Annotated in this window: 12 protein-coding genes and 1 other RNA gene; 12 read left to right on the forward strand and 1 reads right to left on the reverse strand. The window is 53.4% G+C overall.

Translation table 11 applies throughout. The features are described 5' to 3' along the window. Positions 1-227 precede the first annotated feature (227 nt). From FC43_RS07460 to FC43_RS07470, 3 genes are all read left to right on the forward strand, one after another. A complete protein-coding gene (locus FC43_RS07460) occupies positions 228-476 on the forward strand; it encodes a hypothetical protein (protein ID WP_056955234.1) in 249 nt (82 codons plus the stop codon). Between the two features lie 11 nt (positions 477-487). Beyond that, on the forward strand, positions 488-985 hold the full coding sequence (locus FC43_RS07465; RefSeq protein ID WP_056955235.1) for a prolyl-tRNA synthetase associated domain-containing protein: 498 nt from the start codon (positions 488-490) through the stop codon (positions 983-985). 207 nt (positions 986-1192) lie between these two features. Then, complete coding sequence (locus FC43_RS07470; protein WP_056955236.1) at positions 1193-3862, forward strand: cation-translocating P-type ATPase; 2670 nt, start codon at positions 1193-1195, stop codon at positions 3860-3862. A 570-nt stretch (positions 3863-4432) separates the two neighbouring features. Here FC43_RS07470 and ssrA read toward each other — a convergent pair. Then, positions 4433-4806: a transfer-messenger RNA gene (ssrA, locus tag FC43_RS10895) on the reverse strand. A gap of 121 nt (positions 4807-4927) precedes the next feature. On the opposite strand from ssrA, the gene FC43_RS07475 reads away from it, so the two are divergent. The 9 genes from FC43_RS07475 to FC43_RS07515 all read left to right on the forward strand — a co-directional run bounded on the left by FC43_RS07475 (position 4928) and on the right by FC43_RS07515 (position 18061). Next, on the forward strand, positions 4928-5647 hold the full coding sequence (locus FC43_RS07475) for a response regulator transcription factor (protein WP_056955237.1): 720 nt from the start codon (positions 4928-4930) through the stop codon (positions 5645-5647). A 3-nt stretch (positions 5648-5650) separates the two neighbouring features. Beyond that, on the forward strand, positions 5651-7195 hold the full coding sequence (locus FC43_RS07480) for a sensor histidine kinase (protein WP_056955238.1): 1545 nt from the start codon (positions 5651-5653) through the stop codon (positions 7193-7195). A gap of 172 nt (positions 7196-7367) precedes the next feature. After that, complete coding sequence (locus FC43_RS07485) at positions 7368-8228, forward strand: GRP family sugar transporter (RefSeq protein WP_056955239.1); 861 nt, start codon at positions 7368-7370, stop codon at positions 8226-8228. Between the two features lie 207 nt (positions 8229-8435). After that, positions 8436-9971, forward strand: a complete 1536-nt coding sequence (locus FC43_RS07490; RefSeq protein ID WP_019206086.1) for a YfcC family protein — start codon at positions 8436-8438, stop codon at positions 9969-9971. Between the two features lie 146 nt (positions 9972-10117). Next, the gene (uvrB, locus tag FC43_RS07495; RefSeq protein ID WP_056955240.1) at positions 10118-12157 is read left to right on the forward strand and encodes an excinuclease ABC subunit UvrB; all 2040 of its coding nucleotides are present in this window, start codon (positions 10118-10120) and stop codon (positions 12155-12157) included. Further along, on the forward strand, positions 12144-14996 hold the full coding sequence (gene uvrA, locus FC43_RS07500; protein WP_056955241.1) for an excinuclease ABC subunit UvrA: 2853 nt from the start codon (positions 12144-12146) through the stop codon (positions 14994-14996). Before uvrB ends, uvrA begins: the two co-directional genes overlap by 14 nt. Positions 14997-15137: 141 nt before the next feature. After that, positions 15138-16082 carry an aldo/keto reductase gene (locus FC43_RS07505; protein WP_056955242.1) on the forward strand — a complete coding sequence of 315 codons (945 nt, stop codon included), beginning with the start codon at positions 15138-15140 and terminating at the stop codon, positions 16080-16082. 99 nt (positions 16083-16181) lie between these two features. Continuing rightward, positions 16182-17054: an RNase adapter RapZ gene (rapZ, locus tag FC43_RS07510; RefSeq protein WP_056955243.1), complete on the forward strand. Its 873-nt coding sequence runs from the start codon at positions 16182-16184 to the stop codon at positions 17052-17054. Positions 17055-17077: 23 nt separating this feature from the next. Then, positions 17078-18061 (forward strand): gluconeogenesis factor YvcK family protein, encoded by a 984-nt coding sequence (locus FC43_RS07515; RefSeq protein WP_040469741.1) that lies wholly within the window; start codon positions 17078-17080, stop codon positions 18059-18061. Positions 18062-18112: the final 51 nt, after the last annotated feature.

The following is an 18112-nucleotide window of genomic DNA, read 5'->3' on the forward strand; positions in this document are numbered from 1 at the left end:
AGTGACCTACTAACCGTATTTTTACCCTTAACTTAATGACATTAATTTATAGATATGCGCAAAAGTTTGTGGAAAATAAATTAATAAATGCTAAATAGTTTGGTACAATCGCCTTATTGCAGAGATAAACGCTTGCCATTTTCTTCCGCGGGTTATTGCGCATATTTTTAGATATGTCGTGTCTCATTTTTGTAAATGGCGATTTTGGAAAAGGGAGGTAACAATCGATGGCCGCAAAAAAATCAAATGCTTCAGAACCGATTAATTTGGTGCAATTTTTAAAGCTGGTCGACCAAAAATGGGCAACCCTGACGCCTGCCTTGATTGCTTGCCTTGGGGCGGCGCAGGTTAAGTGGCACACCGCCCAGAGTGCCCAATCGCTGATGGCGGCCTACCAGGCTAAGTATTCCCGGCGGTGGGCCTTCCGGGAAGAATTGGAAAGTTTTGGGTTTCACTATCAAAAGAAACGGAAGTAGGGGATGCGATGATGTTGAATAAGCAAGCGATCTACCAATTACTCCAGCAAAGGGGCTACTGGCACGAAATTACCGAACACGCCGCCGTCTTTGATATGGCCAGCTTGGCCGACCTGAATTTGCCCTATCCGGACCAGGATGCCAAGAACCTCTTTGTCCGCGATGACAAACACCGCCATTACTACCTACTGACGGTCAAGGGCGAAAAGCGCGTCGATCTCAAGGCCTTTGCGCGGGCGCAAGGTTTGCGGCGGTTAAGTTTTGCTTCGGCCGCTGATTTACAGCGCTTATTGGGGGTACAGCCGGGGGCCGTGACGCCGTTGGGGCTGTTGAATGCACCGGGCGGCCCGGTTGCTTACTATCTCGACGTTGAGTTGACCGAGCCGCCGGCTTTCTTGGGCGTCCACCCCAACGATAATACGGCGACGGTGTGGTTAAAGAGCCAGGATCTGTTGGCGTGGTTGACGGACCATGGCGTGAAATGTCAGGTTGTAACGATGCCGAGCTAGCCTGACTGCGAGTAGCTTCTTAGCAGAACCTGAAGCGGGATTGATTGTCCCTTCCGTTAGCAGACGCGGTAAGGTTGCCGCGGGTTGAAAAAATATGGGTTGACGGTTCCAAGCGGAGCCGTTTTTGTTTTGCTATGGCATCCTGTCATCATAAATCTTATAATAGAAACAAGAGATGAACTCAATTCAGGAAACGGGGGGATTCTGATGAGGACCAAGTTTTATCAAATTCCAGCGGCGGAAGTGATCAAACAGTTGGCCACGACGCCGCAAGGACTGACGACCAGCGAGGCTCAACGCCGTTTGCAAGCGCAAGGACCCAACACTTTGCCGGCCGGCAAACAGCTGTCATTGGCCCAAAAATTTCTTGCCCAGTTTAAGGATCTGATGATCTTGATTCTGTTGGTCGCAGCGGGCGTGGCGGCTTTGGCGGGCGAGGGCCCCGATGCGCTGATCATCTTAGTGGTGGTGCTCTTGAATGCGGTCTTTGGGGTCTTTCAAGAGACGAAGGCGGAAAACGCGATTGCGGCGTTGCAAAAGCTGAGTACGCCGACGACCAACGTTTGGCGTGATGGGCAGGTTACCCAGCTGTCGAGCAAAGAATTGGTGGTCGGCGACGTGATCTTGTTGGAAGCGGGCGATATCCTTCCGGCCGACGTCCGCTTTTTGACGACTCACAACCTCAAGGTCGAAGAGGCCGCCCTGACTGGTGAATCTGTGGCGGTTGATAAGCACCCTGCCGCTCTGGGCGCTGATGCCAGTGTGCTGGGTGATCAGCACAACATGGGCTTTATGAACACCAATGTAACGGCGGGGACGGCAACTGGGATCGTGGTCGCCACTGGTGCGGCTACTGAGGTCGGCCAAATTGCCAGCCTGCTCAACAATGCCAAACCAACGGTGACGCCACTCCAAAAAAGCATTACCCACTTGAGCAAGGTCTTGTCGGGCTTAGTGTTGGCAATTGCGGTGGCGATCTTTGCAATTGGCATGGGAACCGGGCGGGAGAGCTTGTTAGACATGCTGCTGACGGCAATTTCCCTGGCGGTGGCGGCAATTCCAGAAGGGTTACCCGCAATTGTGACGATCACCCTAGCCCTAGGGACTCAGACGATGGTCAAGCGCAACGCCTTGATCCGCAAGCTGCCAGCGGTAGAAACCCTGGGGGCGACCGAGATCATTGCCTCGGATAAGACCGGGACGCTGACTAAAAATCAGATGACCGTCGAGCAAGTGATGGTCAATGGGACCCTGCAGGCGGCCGCTACGTTTGACCCGGCTACCGGTGCCCCACTGCAAAAGGCGATGATCCTGGCCAACGACGCCCAACTCGGGGCCGATCACACCCTGCTGGGGGACCCGACCGAAACGGCCTTATGGCAGTTTTGGGTGGACCAAGGCGTTGATCTGGCCGCTGTTCGGGCGACCTTCCCCCGGCTCGATTCGCTGCCCTTTGATTCGGAGCGGAAGTTGATGTCGGTGTTGGTAGAAGATGATGCTCAGCCGACTCTCTACACTAAGGGAGCGGTCGATGAACTGCTGGCCCGGGTCGACCGGATCTTGGATCACGGCCAGGTGCGGCCAATTACCGCAGCGGACCAAAAGCAGATCCTTGCCTTTAACGCTCAGCTGGCCAAGCAGGCCCTACGGGTGCTGGCCTACGCCTACCGGCCAATGGCAGCCATCGCAGCGGACCTGACCAGCCAAACCGGTGAACAGCACTTGATCTTTATCGGCTTGACCGGGATGATCGACCCGCCACGTCCGGAAGTTAAGGCGGCGATTGCCGAAGCTAAGCAGGCCGGGATTCGACCGCTGATGATCACGGGGGATCACAAGGTGACGGCCCAAACAATTGCCCAGCGCCTGGGGATTTTGGCGCCCGGCGATGAAGATGGCGCGATCACCGGGGCGGAATTAAATCAGCTCAGCGATGAGGAATTGCGGGCCACCGTCGCTAAATACCACGTCTATGCCCGGGTGGCGCCAGAACACAAGGTCCGGATCGTCAAAGCTTGGCAGGCCCACAACAAGGTGGTGGCAATGACTGGGGACGGGGTCAATGATGCGCCAGCCCTCAAGGCGGCCGACATCGGCGTGGGGATGGGGATCACCGGGACGGAAGTTTCCAAGAACGCCGCTGACGTGGTGCTGGCCGATGACAACTTTGCGACAATCATCGCAGCGGTGCGGGAAGGGCGAAAGGTCTTTGCCAACATCCAAAAGGCAATTCAGTACCTGCTATCAGCTAACCTCGGTGAGGTCTTGACCCTCTTTGTCATGACGATCATGAACTGGTCGATTTTGCTGCCGGTTCAAATTTTATGGATCAATCTGGTAACCGATACTTTCCCAGCGATTGCCCTAGGGGTCGAGCCAGCTGAAGGGGACGTGATGAAGCAAGCGCCCCGCGGCTTGCACGCCAGCTTCTTGTCTAACGGCACCGGGGTCAATATTATCTACCAGGGCCTCCTGGAAGGAGCCCTGACTTTAGGCGTCTACTGGTGCGGGCTGACCTTCCCAATTCACGCTAACAGTGCCCTGGCCCACGCTGATGCACTGACGATGGCCTACATTACGTTAGGCTTGATTCAATTAGTTCACGCCTTTAACTGCAAATCGCTGCACGGGACGGTCTTTACCCGTACGAGCCTGGCCAACCGGGCCTTCAATGGGGCGATTGTTGTTTCAGCCTTGGCTCTGATCGCCACGGTGGCCGTGCCACAGCTGAACGGAATTTTCCACACGACGCACCTGGATGGCCACCAGTGGGCGATCGTCGCTTGCGCCGGGCTGTTGATGGTTGCGGTGGTCGAAGGGGTGAAGGTGGTCCAACGGCGTTGGCCAGCCACCACCCGGCGGAAAACGCAGGCCTAAGCAGCGGTTATCGGCAGAAGATGATTAAACAGCAACGGTTGCCAGTTTGGCAGCCGTTTTTGCTTTTCTAATATGTATTTGGCCAACAAAAAAGGGCCCCTGAAAGGAGGCCCGGACCAGCTGGTGTTTGGTTCACGACGCCAAACTGCACACTGGTGTAATTATCTTGTTACTCATATTCTAGCACGTAAAAAAACATGTACAATAGCTACGCACACTTTAAGCCGGGAGTCACGACCCGGACTTATGTAGGAAGGAGGTACCTTCCATGTTTCATGAGTGTGTTGTTATCTTGTTCGCGCCTAGTGGGCTCGTTAAGTGGCTTTTGAAGCGAGTGGTGAAAGCCCTGCTGAAATAGTACCACAATCAAAAAGCAATGCTTCAGCGCTCGTAGTTAGGTAGCTGCGATGCGCTGTTTCTCATGGTCATCACGCTGCGGCGGGGTGGCTTTTTTATTACCATGTTGTCCGCACTTTTGTTGTAAAATCCGGTTTTTACCTGTTCAAACAAAAACAGGAATGTTGAGCTACCGGCGTTTTAACCACCGTTCAACATTCCTGAAAGCTTTAAAAATGGAGATGAGGGGAGTCGAACCCCTGTCCGAGCATATCGCCATCCTAACCTCTACGCTCATAGATCAACTATTTGAATTTAACCTGCCAAAGCGCCGCTAATCAAGGCTAACATGGCAGGCGAGCTGGGAAGATCTCTTTTGCTGACCACCAGCTGAGGCCACCAACGTAAGTCCACTGCTAATGAAACCCGGTACCGCACCATGGACGAGCCCGGCCGGATTTACGCATGCTTACCGGTTAGGCAGCGTATGCGTAGGATTGTGAATTATTGTTTGCAGTTATAATTTAAAAACTGAGCGTTTTAACAAGCGCCACCTTCAAACGCAATTAGAACTCGACCTATACCCGTCGAATCCAAAAAACATCCCCAAAATTAGGTTACAAACAGTATACAGAAGTTTAAGCTTTATTTCAACTTTTTGGAATTCACTAAAAAATCACGGTTTCCTGGTTATAATAGATGCAAATTTACTAACGGAGGAAATTATTCATGAAAATTCTGATGATTGAAGACAACCAATCCGTCTGCGAAATGATGGGGATGTTCTTTAAAAAGGAGAAGTGGGATGCGGAATTTGCCTACGATGGCGAAGCCGCCGTTGAAGTATACGAAAAGGACCACGAAACGATCGACATCGTCCTCTTGGACTTGAACCTGCCGAAAAAAGACGGGATGCAAGTGGCGGCCGACATTCGGCGGGTTTCCCCGACGGTGCCGATTATTATGCTGACGGCCCGCGATTCCGAATCCGACCAAGTGCTGGGCTTGGAAATGGGGGCGGACGATTACGTTACCAAGCCCTTCTCACCGATTACGCTGATTGCGCGGATCAAGGCCCTTTACCGGCGGGCTCAACTGGGGCAAATCACCCAACGGGCCTCGAAGGTTGCCAGCGATTTTGACGTCCAAACCGCTCACTTTAAGATGAACGTCAAGACCCGGGAAGCCTTCTTAAACGATAAGCAGATTCACGACCTGACGCCGAAGGAATTTGACCTGTTGAAGGCCCTGGCTTCTAAACCCAAGCAGGTCTTTACCCGGGAACAATTGCTCCAATTAGTCTGGAACTATGAATTTTACGGGGATGAACGAACAGTCGATGCGCATATCAAGAAGTTGCGCCAAAAGATGGAAAAAGTTGGCCCCAAGGTGATCCAAACGGTGTGGGGCGTGGGTTACAAGTTTGATGATTCTGATATCGAGGGTTAACCGATGCGCTTAGTATGGCGACAAATGTTGGGGATCCTGGTGGTCGTGGTGGTCTTGTGTACCACGTTGACGATTTCGTTTGTCGGGATCACCAACCGGACGGTGTACTTGAATACGTGGCGGCAACTGTCGCAAAATGCGGACAGTTTGATCAATGATGATGAAATCATCTTTAACAAAAAGACCGGGCAGATTGTCGGGATCGAAAAGAGCCAGGTCGACTCCAAGGCCCGGATGCTGATCCGTCAGCACGTGAAGTTTGCCATTTATGATGGCAAGCACGCCTTGCGCTACACTAACGAGCCTGATTATATTCCGACCATCAGCGCAAAAGAGTGGCAAACGATTAAAACGGGGCAAGCCATTCAAAAGCGGGCGAATGTGGCTAAGACTACTAAAAAAGTGACCATCAAGCAAACGACGCCCCATTCGCCCAAGGATGAGAAGCTCGTGGCTCCGCCCGAGATGACAACGGTCATCAAACCCTACTTTTACAAGGGAAAGCTAGTCGCGGCCGTAGCCATTGGCACCTTTACTTCGACGATGCGTGAAAATATGAATCAAATCATCAATGACTTGTTGATCTCCTTTTTAATTGCGGTGTTAGTCGCTTTGGTGATCTCCTTCTTTGTTTCGCGCTCCTTGACCCGGCGGATTGACGCTATGAACAAAGCGACCCGCCAGGTGGCCCGCGGGGACTACAATATTCACCTCGAAAACCGGCAAAAAGATGAACTGGACGAACTCAGCCATAATTTTAACGTGATGGCCCGTTCGCTGCAGGAATCCCAAGAGGAAATCAAGGAACAAGAGGAGCGGCGCCAGCAGTTCCTGGCGAATGCCGCCCACGAGATGCGGACCCCCTTAACTACTATTAACGGGATTTTAGAGGGCTTGGCTTACGACGTAATCCCCGAAGACGAAAAGAAGCATAGCATTGAACTGATGCAGCGCGATACCAAGCGCTTGATCCGCTTGGTCAATGACAACTTAAATTACGAAAAGATCCGGACCAACCAGATTTCTTTGAATCGCAAGGTCTTTGACGCGGGGGCAGTCATTACCAACCTCCGCGATCAACTGACCAAAAAAGCCGCAGCTAAGGACAACCAGTTGGTGGTGACCGCGCCGCCGGAGCTGCGGGTCTACGCGGATTACGACCGCTTTGTCCAGATCCTGTTCAACATTATTCAAAATGCGATTCAGTTTACCGACCACGGGACAATTACGATCGGCGGCCGCTTGGTGTCGCATGGGACCGAGTTTACCGTCCAAGATACCGGGATTGGGATGACCGACGAGCAGGTCGCCCACATCTGGGAACGCTTCTATAAAGCTGATCGGTCGCGGATGAGCACCAAGTATGGGGAGTCGGGGATCGGCATGGCAATCGTTCATCAATTAGTGAAGCTCCACGGTGGGAAAATCCGCGTGACATCGCGCTTAAACCACGGCACGACCTTCACCTTATTCTTCCCGGACCGGCAATCGGCACCCCACACCGGGGTGAAGAAAAACCATGAAAATGGGAATGAAAGCGATAAATGATTTGCAATCGATTAACACTTCCGGTAAAATGATAAACGTTTTCAAAAAGCACTGATTGGTAACAACCGGCGCTTTTTAATTTTAAAACGATAAAACCGGTTGCGACCGGTTTTAGCCAGGCGTCCCGCACCGGGACAAGAGAGAATTGATTTTTTATAGGAGAGTTTTTTACATGGCTTATTTAATTGCATTGATTCCAGCGTTAGGCTGGGGGTTCATGCCAATCATTACCGGTAAGATTGGTGGTTCATCGGCAAACCAAACCTTTGGGATTGGGGCCGGGGCATCGATTGTCGGCATCATTGCCTTTTTGATCATGCGCCCGCAGGTATCGTTAGCGGCCTTCCTCTTTTCATTAGTTTGTGGGGCCCTGTGGTCAACCGCCCAAGTGGGCCAATTCGTTTCCTTTAAGCGGATGGGGGTTTCTAACACGATTCCGCTCTCGACGGTCTTCCAACTGGTTGGGAACTCGATTATCGGGGTCTTGTTCTTAGGGCAATGGGCTGGAGCTAAGTCATTGATCATTGGGTTTATTGCGTTGCTCATTGTGGTCATTGGGGCTTTGATGACCTCGGTTTCCGATGGGCAATCAGAGAAGAAGGTAACTACAGCGAACTTTTTATTCTTGCTGATGACGACGGTCGGGTACTGGATTTATTCGACGTTCCCGAACTTGCCGTTGGTTAAGAATCAAGATCCGGTTGGGGTCTTTTTACCGGAAGTTTTAGGGATCTTTATTGGGGCAACCTTGTATGCAACAATTACCACGAAAGGGGCTAACTGGAAGCAAAAGGAAAATTACCTTAACATTCTTGGGGGCCTGTCCTGGGGGATTGCGGCCTTTGCCTACATCTTTGCGGCCCGCGAACTGGGGAGCAACACGGCCTTCATCTTTACCCAATTAAACGTGATTATTGCCACTTTCGGGGGGATTTTGTTGTTGCATGAACACAAGAGTGCCCACGAAATGAAGTTTACGGTCGCCGGAATTGCCCTGATCGTGATCGGGAGTATTTGCACGATCTTTGCTTAATTTGATGATTAATCAAGTCAGGTTGCGGGGCGACCTGACTTTTTTGTTTTGATTTTTTTTGAAGTTTTTTGAAGTTAGGAGTAGTCAAAAGCGCTGCTCGCCCAGTATTTTGCGTGAATTTACGAACAAGCGCTATCTAACGAGAAGCAACCTGTAAGCGGTTTCTAAAATAAGAAGTGGAATTAACAGTTTGAGAGGGGGATTTCAATGGATTCCACAGCACCGAAGCCGCGCTGGAAGCTTAAGATGCCCGGCGCCTTCACCATTCTATTCTTTCTGACGGTCATTGCGGTCATGCTGACCTGGGTAGTTCCGGCCGGGAGCTATTCCAAGCTGCAATACACTAATAATCATCTTCAAGTTACTTCGCCAACCGGGAGCAAGGAAACGTTGCCGGCAACGCAAAAGACCCTGGATAAGTTGAACGTCAAAATTGACATCAATCAGTTTACGTCCGGGGCAATTGCCAAGCCGGTCTCGATTCCCAATACCTACCAACGCCTCAAACAGCACCCCGCCAGCCTGTATAGCGTCTTTACCAGCATGGTAGAAGGGACGATGCAGGCCGTTGATATTATGATCTTTATTTTTGTTTTAGGGGGCTTGATTGGGGTCGTTAAGGAATCAGGCTCCTTTGAAGCGGGGCTGATGGCCCTAACCAAAAAGACGAAGGGGCGCGAATTTGCCCTGGTCTTCTTAGTGGCGATCCTGCTGATGCTTGGGGGAACCCTGTGTGGAATTGAAGAAGAAGCGGTGGCCTTCTACCCCATCCTGGTTCCCGTGTTCTTAGCGATGGGCTACGACTCCATCGTCTGTGTCGGGGCAATTTTCCTGGCCAGTTCGGTGGGGACGACCTTTTCGACGATCAACCCGTTCTCCGTAGTGATTGCTTCCAACGCCGCGGGGACCAACTTTACCCAAGGTTTGCTCGGCCGGGTGATCGGGCTGGGCGTAGCGGCGGTTTTCGTGACCTTGTACTTGCATTGGTACGCCCGCAAGGTCCAAGCCGATCCGACCTTCTCTTACACCTACGAAGATCATGAAGCCTTTGATGCGATGTGGTCGATGGAAAGTGATGCCGTTTCGCCAGCCTTTGACTGGAAAAAGAAAATTACCTTGACCCTGTTTGCCGTCGCCTTCCCGATGATGATTTGGGGTGTGATGGCTAAGGGCTGGGGCTTCCCGAACATGGCGGCCTCCTTCTTGACAATCGCCATTATCATCATCTTCTTGAATTGCTTTGGCAAAAACGGCCTAGGCGAAAAGCGGGTCGTGGATGCCTTTACCAACGGTTCTGCCAGTCTGGTGGGGGTTTCGATGATCATCGGGTTGGCCCGCGGGATCAACCTGGTCTTAAACAACGGCTACATTTCCGACACGATCCTTTACCAATCGACGAAACTGGTCGAACACATGTCAGGTTCGCTCTTCATCATTGTGATGATGCTGATCTTCTTTGTCCTGGGCTTCATCGTGCCATCCTCATCCGGGCTGGCCGTTTTAGCCATGCCGATTATGGCCCCGCTGGCCGACACGGTCGAAATTCCACGCTACATCGTGGTCACGGCCTACCAATTAGGGCAGTACGCAATGCTCTTCTTGGCACCGACCGGGTTAGTGATGGCCACCCTGCAAATGCTTGACATGAAGTACTCCCACTGGGTCCGCTTTGTGTGGCCGGTCGTGGTCTTCGTGCTCGTCTTTGGGGCGATGCTGTTAGTCGGCGAAGTCTGGCTCGCCTAATTGAGCCAACAGCTGGTTGCGACCGGCTGTTTTTTATTTCCCGGGAAATTTCTGCTGCAACCAGCCAATTTGTTTTAGGAAAGCACGTTCGCGTGCTACACTAGATAAAGCAAAGCATACTGATGTGAAAATGGGGGATTGATGCCATGATTTATCGTCAAGCGGACCAGCAGTTTGACCTGGTCGCCGACTACCAGCCAACCGGGGATCAGCCCGAAGCAATCGCCGCTTTAACCAAAGGGATTGAAGCCGGCCAGCCCGCGCAGATCCTGCTGGGGGCGACGGGGACCGGGAAGACCTTTACGATTTCCAACGTGATTAAAAACGTCAATAAACCCACGTTGATCTTGTCACACAACAAGACCTTGGCGGGACAATTATACGGGGAAATGAAAAAGTTCTTCCCCCACAATGCGGTGGAATACTTTGTTTCTTACTATGATTACTACCAACCGGAAGCCTACGTCCCGTCCAGTGATACTTACATTGAAAAGGACGCCTCGATTAACGATGAAATTGACCAACTGCGCCACTCGGCGACGTCTTCGCTGTTGGAACGCAACGATGTGATCGTGGTGGCTTCCGTCTCCAGCATCTTTGGGCTGGGGTCGCCGGCCGAATACCAAAATCACGTCGTCTCCCTGCGGGTTGGCCAGGAAATCAGTCGCGACCGCCTGCTGCGTGAATTGGTGACGATTCAATTTGACCGCAACGACATTGATTTTCAGCGCGGCCGGTTCCGGGTCCGCGGTGACGTGGTGGAAATCTTCCCGGCGTCACGGGAGGAAAAGGCCCTGCGGGTCGAATTCTTTGGCGATGAAATCGACCGGATTCGGGAAGTCGATGCCTTGACTGGGGAAGTGATCGGTGATTTGGAGCACGTTTCGATCTTCCCGGCGACCCACTTTTTGACCAGTGAGGAAATCATGGACGTCGCTCTGCCAGAAATCGAAGCGGATATGAATACCCAGGTGGCCAAGTTCGAAAAGGCCGGTAAGCTCTTGGAAGCCCAACGCCTCAAACAACGGACCACCTACGATATTGAAATGATGCGCGAGATGGGCTACACTAACGGGATCGAAAATTATTCCCGCTACATGGACCGCCGGCAACCGGGCGAGCCGCCGTATACCCTCTTGGACTTCTTCCCCAAGGATTTCTTATTGGTCGTCGACGAATCCCACCAGACAATGCCGCAGGTGCGGGGGATGTACAATGGGGACAAGGCCCGCAAGCAGCAGCTGATCGACTACGGTTTTCGCCTGCCCTCGGCCCTGGATAACCGGCCGTTGACCCTGGGGGAATTTGAATCGCACGTTCACCAGGTCATCTACATGTCCGCCACGCCGGGCCCGTACGAAGAAGCCCAAACCGACCAGGTCGTTCAACAAATCATCCGGCCAACCGGCCTGTTGGATCCAACGGTCGAAGTCCGGCCGATCATGGGCCAAATTGACGACCTGGTCGGGGAGATCAACCAGCGGATTGAAAAGCACGAACGGGTGCTGGTGACGACCCTAACCAAGAAGATGTCTGAGGACTTGTCGGATTACCTCAAAGACCTCGGCCTGAAGGTCAAATACCTCCACTCTGACATTAAGACCCTGGAGCGGACCCAGATTATCCGCGACCTGCGCTTGGGCAAGTTTGACGTCTTGGTGGGGATCAATTTGTTGCGGGAAGGGCTGGATATTCCCGAAGTTTCCTTGGTGGCGATCTTGGATGCTGATAAGGAAGGCTTCTTGCGCAATGAACGCTCCTTGATCCAAACCATCGGGCGGGCCGCCCGAAACGCCCACGGGGCGGTAATCATGTACGCCGATACGATTACCGATTCGATGCAAAAAGCCATTGATGAGACCAAGCGGCGGCGGACAATCCAAGAAGCCTATAACCAAAAGCACGGGATCACCCCTAAGACGATCATTAAGCCCATTCAAGAGGCGATTTCCGCGGTCAAGAAGGTGGAAGACACCGAAGCCGATCAGTCGGCTGAATTTACCGCCCAAGACTTCGGCCGCTTAACGGCCGCGGCCCAAGCCCAAATGCTGGCGGAACTGACTGAGCAGATGCGCGCGGCGGCCAAGCGCTTGGACTTTGAACAAGCGGCGACCCTGCGGGATACGATTATGGAATTAACGGCACAACAGAAAGGAAAGGGACAAACCAACCGTGGCAAACACTAACAACAAGATTGTGATTAAAGGGGCCCGGGCCCACAACCTCAAAAACATTGATGTAACCATTCCGAAGAATAAACTGGTCGTAATTACGGGTTTATCGGGGTCGGGCAAGAGCTCCTTGGCCTTTGATACCCTATACGCGGAAGGCCAGCGCCGCTACGTGGAAAGTCTGTCGGCTTACGCCCGGCAGTTCCTCGGTCAAATGGACAAGCCGGATGTTGATTCGATCGATGGCTTGTCGCCGGCCATTTCGATCGACCAGAAGACGACGTCGCACAACCCGCGCTCGACGGTCGGGACGGTCACTGAAATCAATGACTTCTTACGGCTGTTGTGGGCCCGGGTCGGCACTCCCATCTGCCCGAACGATCACATTCCGATTTCCAGTCAATCCCCGGAACAGATGGTCAACCGGATCCTGGAACTGCCCGAACGAAGCAAGCTGCAAATTTTGGCCCCGGTGGTGCGCAATAAGAAGGGGACCCAAAAGAAGGTCTTTGAACAGATCAAAAAAGACGGTTTTGTCCGGGTCCAAGTCGATGGTGAGACCTACGACATTGAAGAAGCGCCCGAATTGGATAAAAACAAGCAGCACCAGATCAACGTCGTCGTCGATCGGATCGTGGTCAAGGACGGGATTCGCTCGCGCCTGTTTGATTCCTTGGAAGCGGCCTTGCGGTTGAGTGGCGGCTACGTCACCGTGGATGTGATTGGGGAAGCGCCGCTCTTCTTTTCTGAACAGTACGCCTGCCCAATCTGTGGGTTTACGGTTGGCGAATTGGAACCGCGCCTCTTCTCCTTTAATGCGCCGATTGGGGCGTGTCCAGCCTGCGAAGGTTTGGGATTGAAGCTGGAAGTTGACGAAGACCTGGTGATCCCCGACCGGACCAAAACGTTGGCCCAGGGCGCTTTGGAACCGTGGAACCCGATTTCTTCCAAGTACTACCCAGAAATGCTGGCCCAATTCTGTGCGTCAGCCGGGATTGACCTGGATACCCCGTTTGATCAGCTACCCGCCGTCCAACAAAAGCAATTGCTGTACGGCAATGGGGATACGACCTTCCACTTCCACTACGAGAATGATTTTGGTGGTGTCCGGGACGTTGACGTGCCCTTTGAAGGGGTGGTCAACAACGTCAGCCGCCGCTACCGGGAGACCAATTCCGACTTTACCCGCGAACAGATGCGCAAGTACATGACCGAATTGCCGTGTCCGACCTGCCACGGCTACCGCTTAAATGAACGGGCCCTGGCAGTCAAGATCAACGACCGCAACGTCGGGGAGGTCAGCGACCTGCCGATCAGCCAGGAACTGGCTTTCTTTAGCAACCTGAACTTGACGCCGGCCCAACAAGAAATTGCCCGGCCGATCTTAAAGGAGATCATCGACCGGCTCAGCTTTATGCAAAACGTCGGGGTTGATTATTTAACTCTCTCCCGAGCGGCCCGGACCCTGTCGGGGGGTGAAGCCCAGCGGATCCGGCTGGCCACCCAGATCGGGTCGAATCTGTCCGGGGTGATGTACGTCTTGGATGAACCATCGATTGGGTTGCACCAACGCGATAATGACCGCTTGATTGCCTCCTTAAAAAAGATGCGTGACCTGGGCAATACCTTGATTGTGGTCGAACACGACGAGGATACGATGCGGGCGGCCGATTACATCATTGACATTGGCCCCGGGGCCGGGGAAAAGGGGGGCCAGGTCATGGCCGCCGGTACTCCCAAGCAGATTATGCGCTCGCGCAAGTCCTTGACCGGGCAATATTTAGCCGGAAAGCAACAGATTCCAGTCCCCGCCACCCGGCGGCCGGGCAACGGCCACTTCATTACGGTGACCGGGGCGAAGGAAAATAACCTCAAGGATTTAACGGTCCAATTCCCTCTGGGCGACTTTATCTGTGTGACCGGGGTTTCCGGGTCTGGGAAATCGACGTTGGTCAACCAAATTCTCAAGCGGATTTTAGCCCAAAAGCTGAATCATAATTCGGCCAAACCGGGACGCTACCAAACGGTCAGCGGCATTGAAAATATTGAAAAGGTCATCGATATTGACCAATCACCGATCGGCCGGACGCCGCGCTCGAACCCGGCGACCTATACCGGGGTCTTTGATGACATCCGCGACCTCTTTGCCCAAACCAACGCCGCCAAGGTGCGGGGCTATTCCAAGGGGCGCTTTAGCTTCAACGTTAAGGGGGGCCGTTGTGAAGCCTGCCACGGGGATGGGATTATTAAGATCGAAATGAATTTCCTCCCCGACGTTTACGTCCCGTGTGAAGTCTGCCACGGGACCCGCTACAATTCTGAAACCCTGGAAGTCGAGTACAAGGGCAAAAACATTGCCGATGTCTTAGAGATGACGGTCAGTGAAGCGCTCGACTTCTTTAGTGCGATTCCGAAGATTCGGCGGAAATTGCAAACGATCGAAGACGTCGGTCTGGGCTATGTGCACCTGGGGCAACCGGCGACAACCCTGTCAGGGGGGGAAGCCCAACGGATGAAGTTGGCCAGTGAATTGCACCGCCAATCCCACGGCAAGAGCTTCTACATTTTGGACGAACCGACGACCGGGCTGCACATGGCCGATATCAAGCGCTTGTTGGCGGTGCTGCAGCGGTTGGTGGATGCCGGCAACACCGTCTTAGTCATTGAACACGACCTCGACGTGGTCAAGTCGGCCGATTACCTAATCGACCTCGGCCCAGAAGGGGGCGAGGCTGGGGGCCAAATCGTGGCTACTGGGACTCCGGAGGCCGTGGCCCAAGTGCCGGGCTCGTACACCGGCCAATATCTCAAGCAGATGTTGGCGCGCGATGCCGCCCGGGCCAAGCAAGCGTAGTTAGTTTTTAAGCTGGGAAGTCGCCCGTGCGGCGGTGCCCGGCTTTTTTTAATTCGTTTCCCATGAGCCGTCGGTAACCGTATTCAAACGTCAGCAAAACAACTATAATGGGGACAAGCAGAACAGCAGGAGGAAAAAGCAATGAAAACAATCACGATGCCGGGTGTTGGTGGGGGGATTTCTCAAGTCGCCCTCGGGATTATGCGGATGGGGAATCTAGCCCAGCCCAAGTGTGATCAGGCGCTGCAAACCGCGTTGGCCAGCGGGATCAACTTTTTTGATGCAGCCGACATTTACGGACGTGATCCCGAATTGGGCCGCGGGTCGTCCGAAGTGCACTTCGGGCAAGCCTTACGCCATGTGGGGGTTGAGCGGGAGCAGATCTGGCTGCAGTCCAAGGGGGGCATTTTTGCCGATGAATTTGACCACCTGACCCGCTATGAGGCCAGCCAGCAGCACCTGATCGCGGCGGTCGAAGGGAGCTTACGCCGTTTGCACGTGGACTACCTGGACTTTTTCTTGATTCACCGCTTGGATCCCTTAGTCGAACCAACTCAGGTAGCGGCGGCCTTTGATGTCCTGCAGACCAGCGGCAAGGTGCGCCACTTTGGGGTGTCAAATTGCAAACCTCGCCAAATCGAGCTGTTGCAAGCGGCTGTGGACCAGCCCCTGTTGGTTGATCAGCTCCAGTTTGGCCTTGGCCACACCCAAATGATTGATGATGGGCTCAACGTCAATACCGAACTGGCGGCGACCACCGATGGCCTCTTGGAATACTTGCGGACCAAGCGGCTGACCTTGCAGACCTGGTCGCCCTTCCAGTACGGGACCTTTGCCGGGACCTTCATTGATCAGCCGGACTTTGGGCCCTTGAACGCAGTCCTCGCCCGCTTAGCGGCCAAGTATCAGGTAACGAAGAATGCAATCGCCCTGGCCTGGATTTTGCGCTTGCCGATGCCGGCCCAGGTTTTGATTGGGACGATGACGTCGGCCCACATCACGGCCAGTGCCGCCGGCAGTGAAGTCACCTTGACCCGGCAAGAATGGTACGACCTCTACTTGGCAGCGGGCCACCGGCTGCCGTAGAAAAAAAGGCCGGGTAAGTTGAAAATCCGTGAAATGACACGCCCGGTATGCTATGATATTCAAGTATGTTTTTGAGCAGGCGAAGTAAGGAGTGGGATGATGGAACAGCAATTTGAAGTCGTGGTGATCACGGGGATGAGTGGGGCTGGCAAGACGGTCGCCGTCCATGCCTTTGAAGATCAGAATTACTTTGTGATTGACAATATTTTGCCCAGCTTGGCTTCGCAATTTATCAAGGTCATCAAGGCCTCTGGTGAATTTACCAAAATGGCGATGGTGATGGACGCCCGGGCCAAGAGCTTTTATACCCAGATTTTACCGTGTCTGGCGAAATTGCGGGCCCTGCCCGATTTGAACGTGAAGGTCTTATTTTTGGACGCGGATGACGTCAAATTGGTCTCGCGGTATAAAGAAACGCGGCGGGCCCACCCCTTGGCTGAACACGATGGGGTTTTGGCCGGCATTCAACGGGAGCGGCAGTTAATGGCCGAACTGGTCAGTGAAGCGGACGTCAAGATTGACACCACTGCGCTGACCCCGCGCAAGCTCAGTTTGCGGATTGCCGAGTATTTTGGGGACGGGAGTGGGCAGACGCCGTTCTACGTCCAGGTGGAATCATTTGGCTTCAAGTATGGCCTGCCCTTGGACGCCGATATTGTTATGGACGTCCGTTTCTTGCCCAACCCGTATTATTTGCCGGAGTTAAAGCATTTAACCGGTAATGACCAACCGGTGCAAGACTACGTAATGCAATTTGACCAAGCCCAGCAGTTTTTCCAACACCTCCTGGCCTTGATCAAGGGGGCCTTGCCCGGCTATGTCCAAGAAGGCAAGTCCAGTCTGACGATTGCGATTGGCTGTACCGGGGGCCAGCACCGCTCGGTGACGATTGCCAACCGTTTGTATCACGCATTACAAGCAGCGGGCTACAATACTTACCTGGATCACCGGGACGTAGCCAAAGCCAAGTAAATTTTTAGAAGGAATTGATATTCATGAGACATCGACCCAAAGTGGTGGTGATCGGTGGCGGGACCGGGCTGCCAGTCATTTTGCGCGGCTTGCGCGACCAAGATATTGAAATTACGGCGGTGGTAACGGTCGCCGACGACGGGGGGTCTTCCGGGATCCTGCGCAACTACGTCAACGTGGTGCCGCCGGGCGACATTCGCAATGCCCTGGTGGCCTTGACGAACTTGCCAAAGTTGGAACGGGATATTTTTCAGTACCGGTTTGACAGCTCCGACCAGTTTTTGGCCGGCCATGCCATTGGCAATCTGATTATTACGGCCCTAGCGGAAATGAAGGGTGACATCTACCAAGCCGTGCAGGAATTGGCCGAAATGATGGACATTCGCGGGCACATCTATCCGGTGACCAACGAGCCGTTAACCTTAAACGCCGAGTTTACCGATGGAACGACCTTAAGCGGGGAGTCGGAAATTACGGCGGCCCATAAGCAAATCCAGCGGGTCTGGGTGACACCGACCAACAACGCTGACCAACACGAACCAGCGGCAATGCACGCGGTGATTGAAGCCATCCACGATGCCGACCAAATTGTCCTCGGCCCCGGGAGTTTATTCACCAGTATTTTGCCGAACCTGGTGATCAAAAACGTCGGGCAAGCCGTCCGCGAATCCAAGGCGGAAGTGGTCTACATCTGCAATATTATGACCCAAAAGGGCGAGACCGATCACTTTACCGATGCGGATCACGTCCGGGTGATCAATGCGCACTTAGGTGAGCACTTCATCGATACGGTCTTGGTCAACATTCAACCGGTCCCCGAAGACTACATTAACTTTCAGGCGTGGAATGAAATCTCTGAGCCCGTTCAGCACGACTTTACTGGATTGCGCGCGCAGGGTTGCCGGGTGATTTCGGCCAATTTCTTACGTCTGCGGGACAATGGGGCCTTCCATGACCGGGATAAAGTCGTCGCGGAGCTGATGAACCGGCTCCATGACGTCCACTAAAATTTAGCAATTGGGCTGGAGCAGTTTGCTTCCATCTTGTTCCCAACGACG

The organism is Limosilactobacillus ingluviei DSM 15946 (assembly GCF_001435775.1).
In the GTDB taxonomy this organism is placed as follows: domain Bacteria; phylum Bacillota; class Bacilli; order Lactobacillales; family Lactobacillaceae; genus Limosilactobacillus; species Limosilactobacillus ingluviei.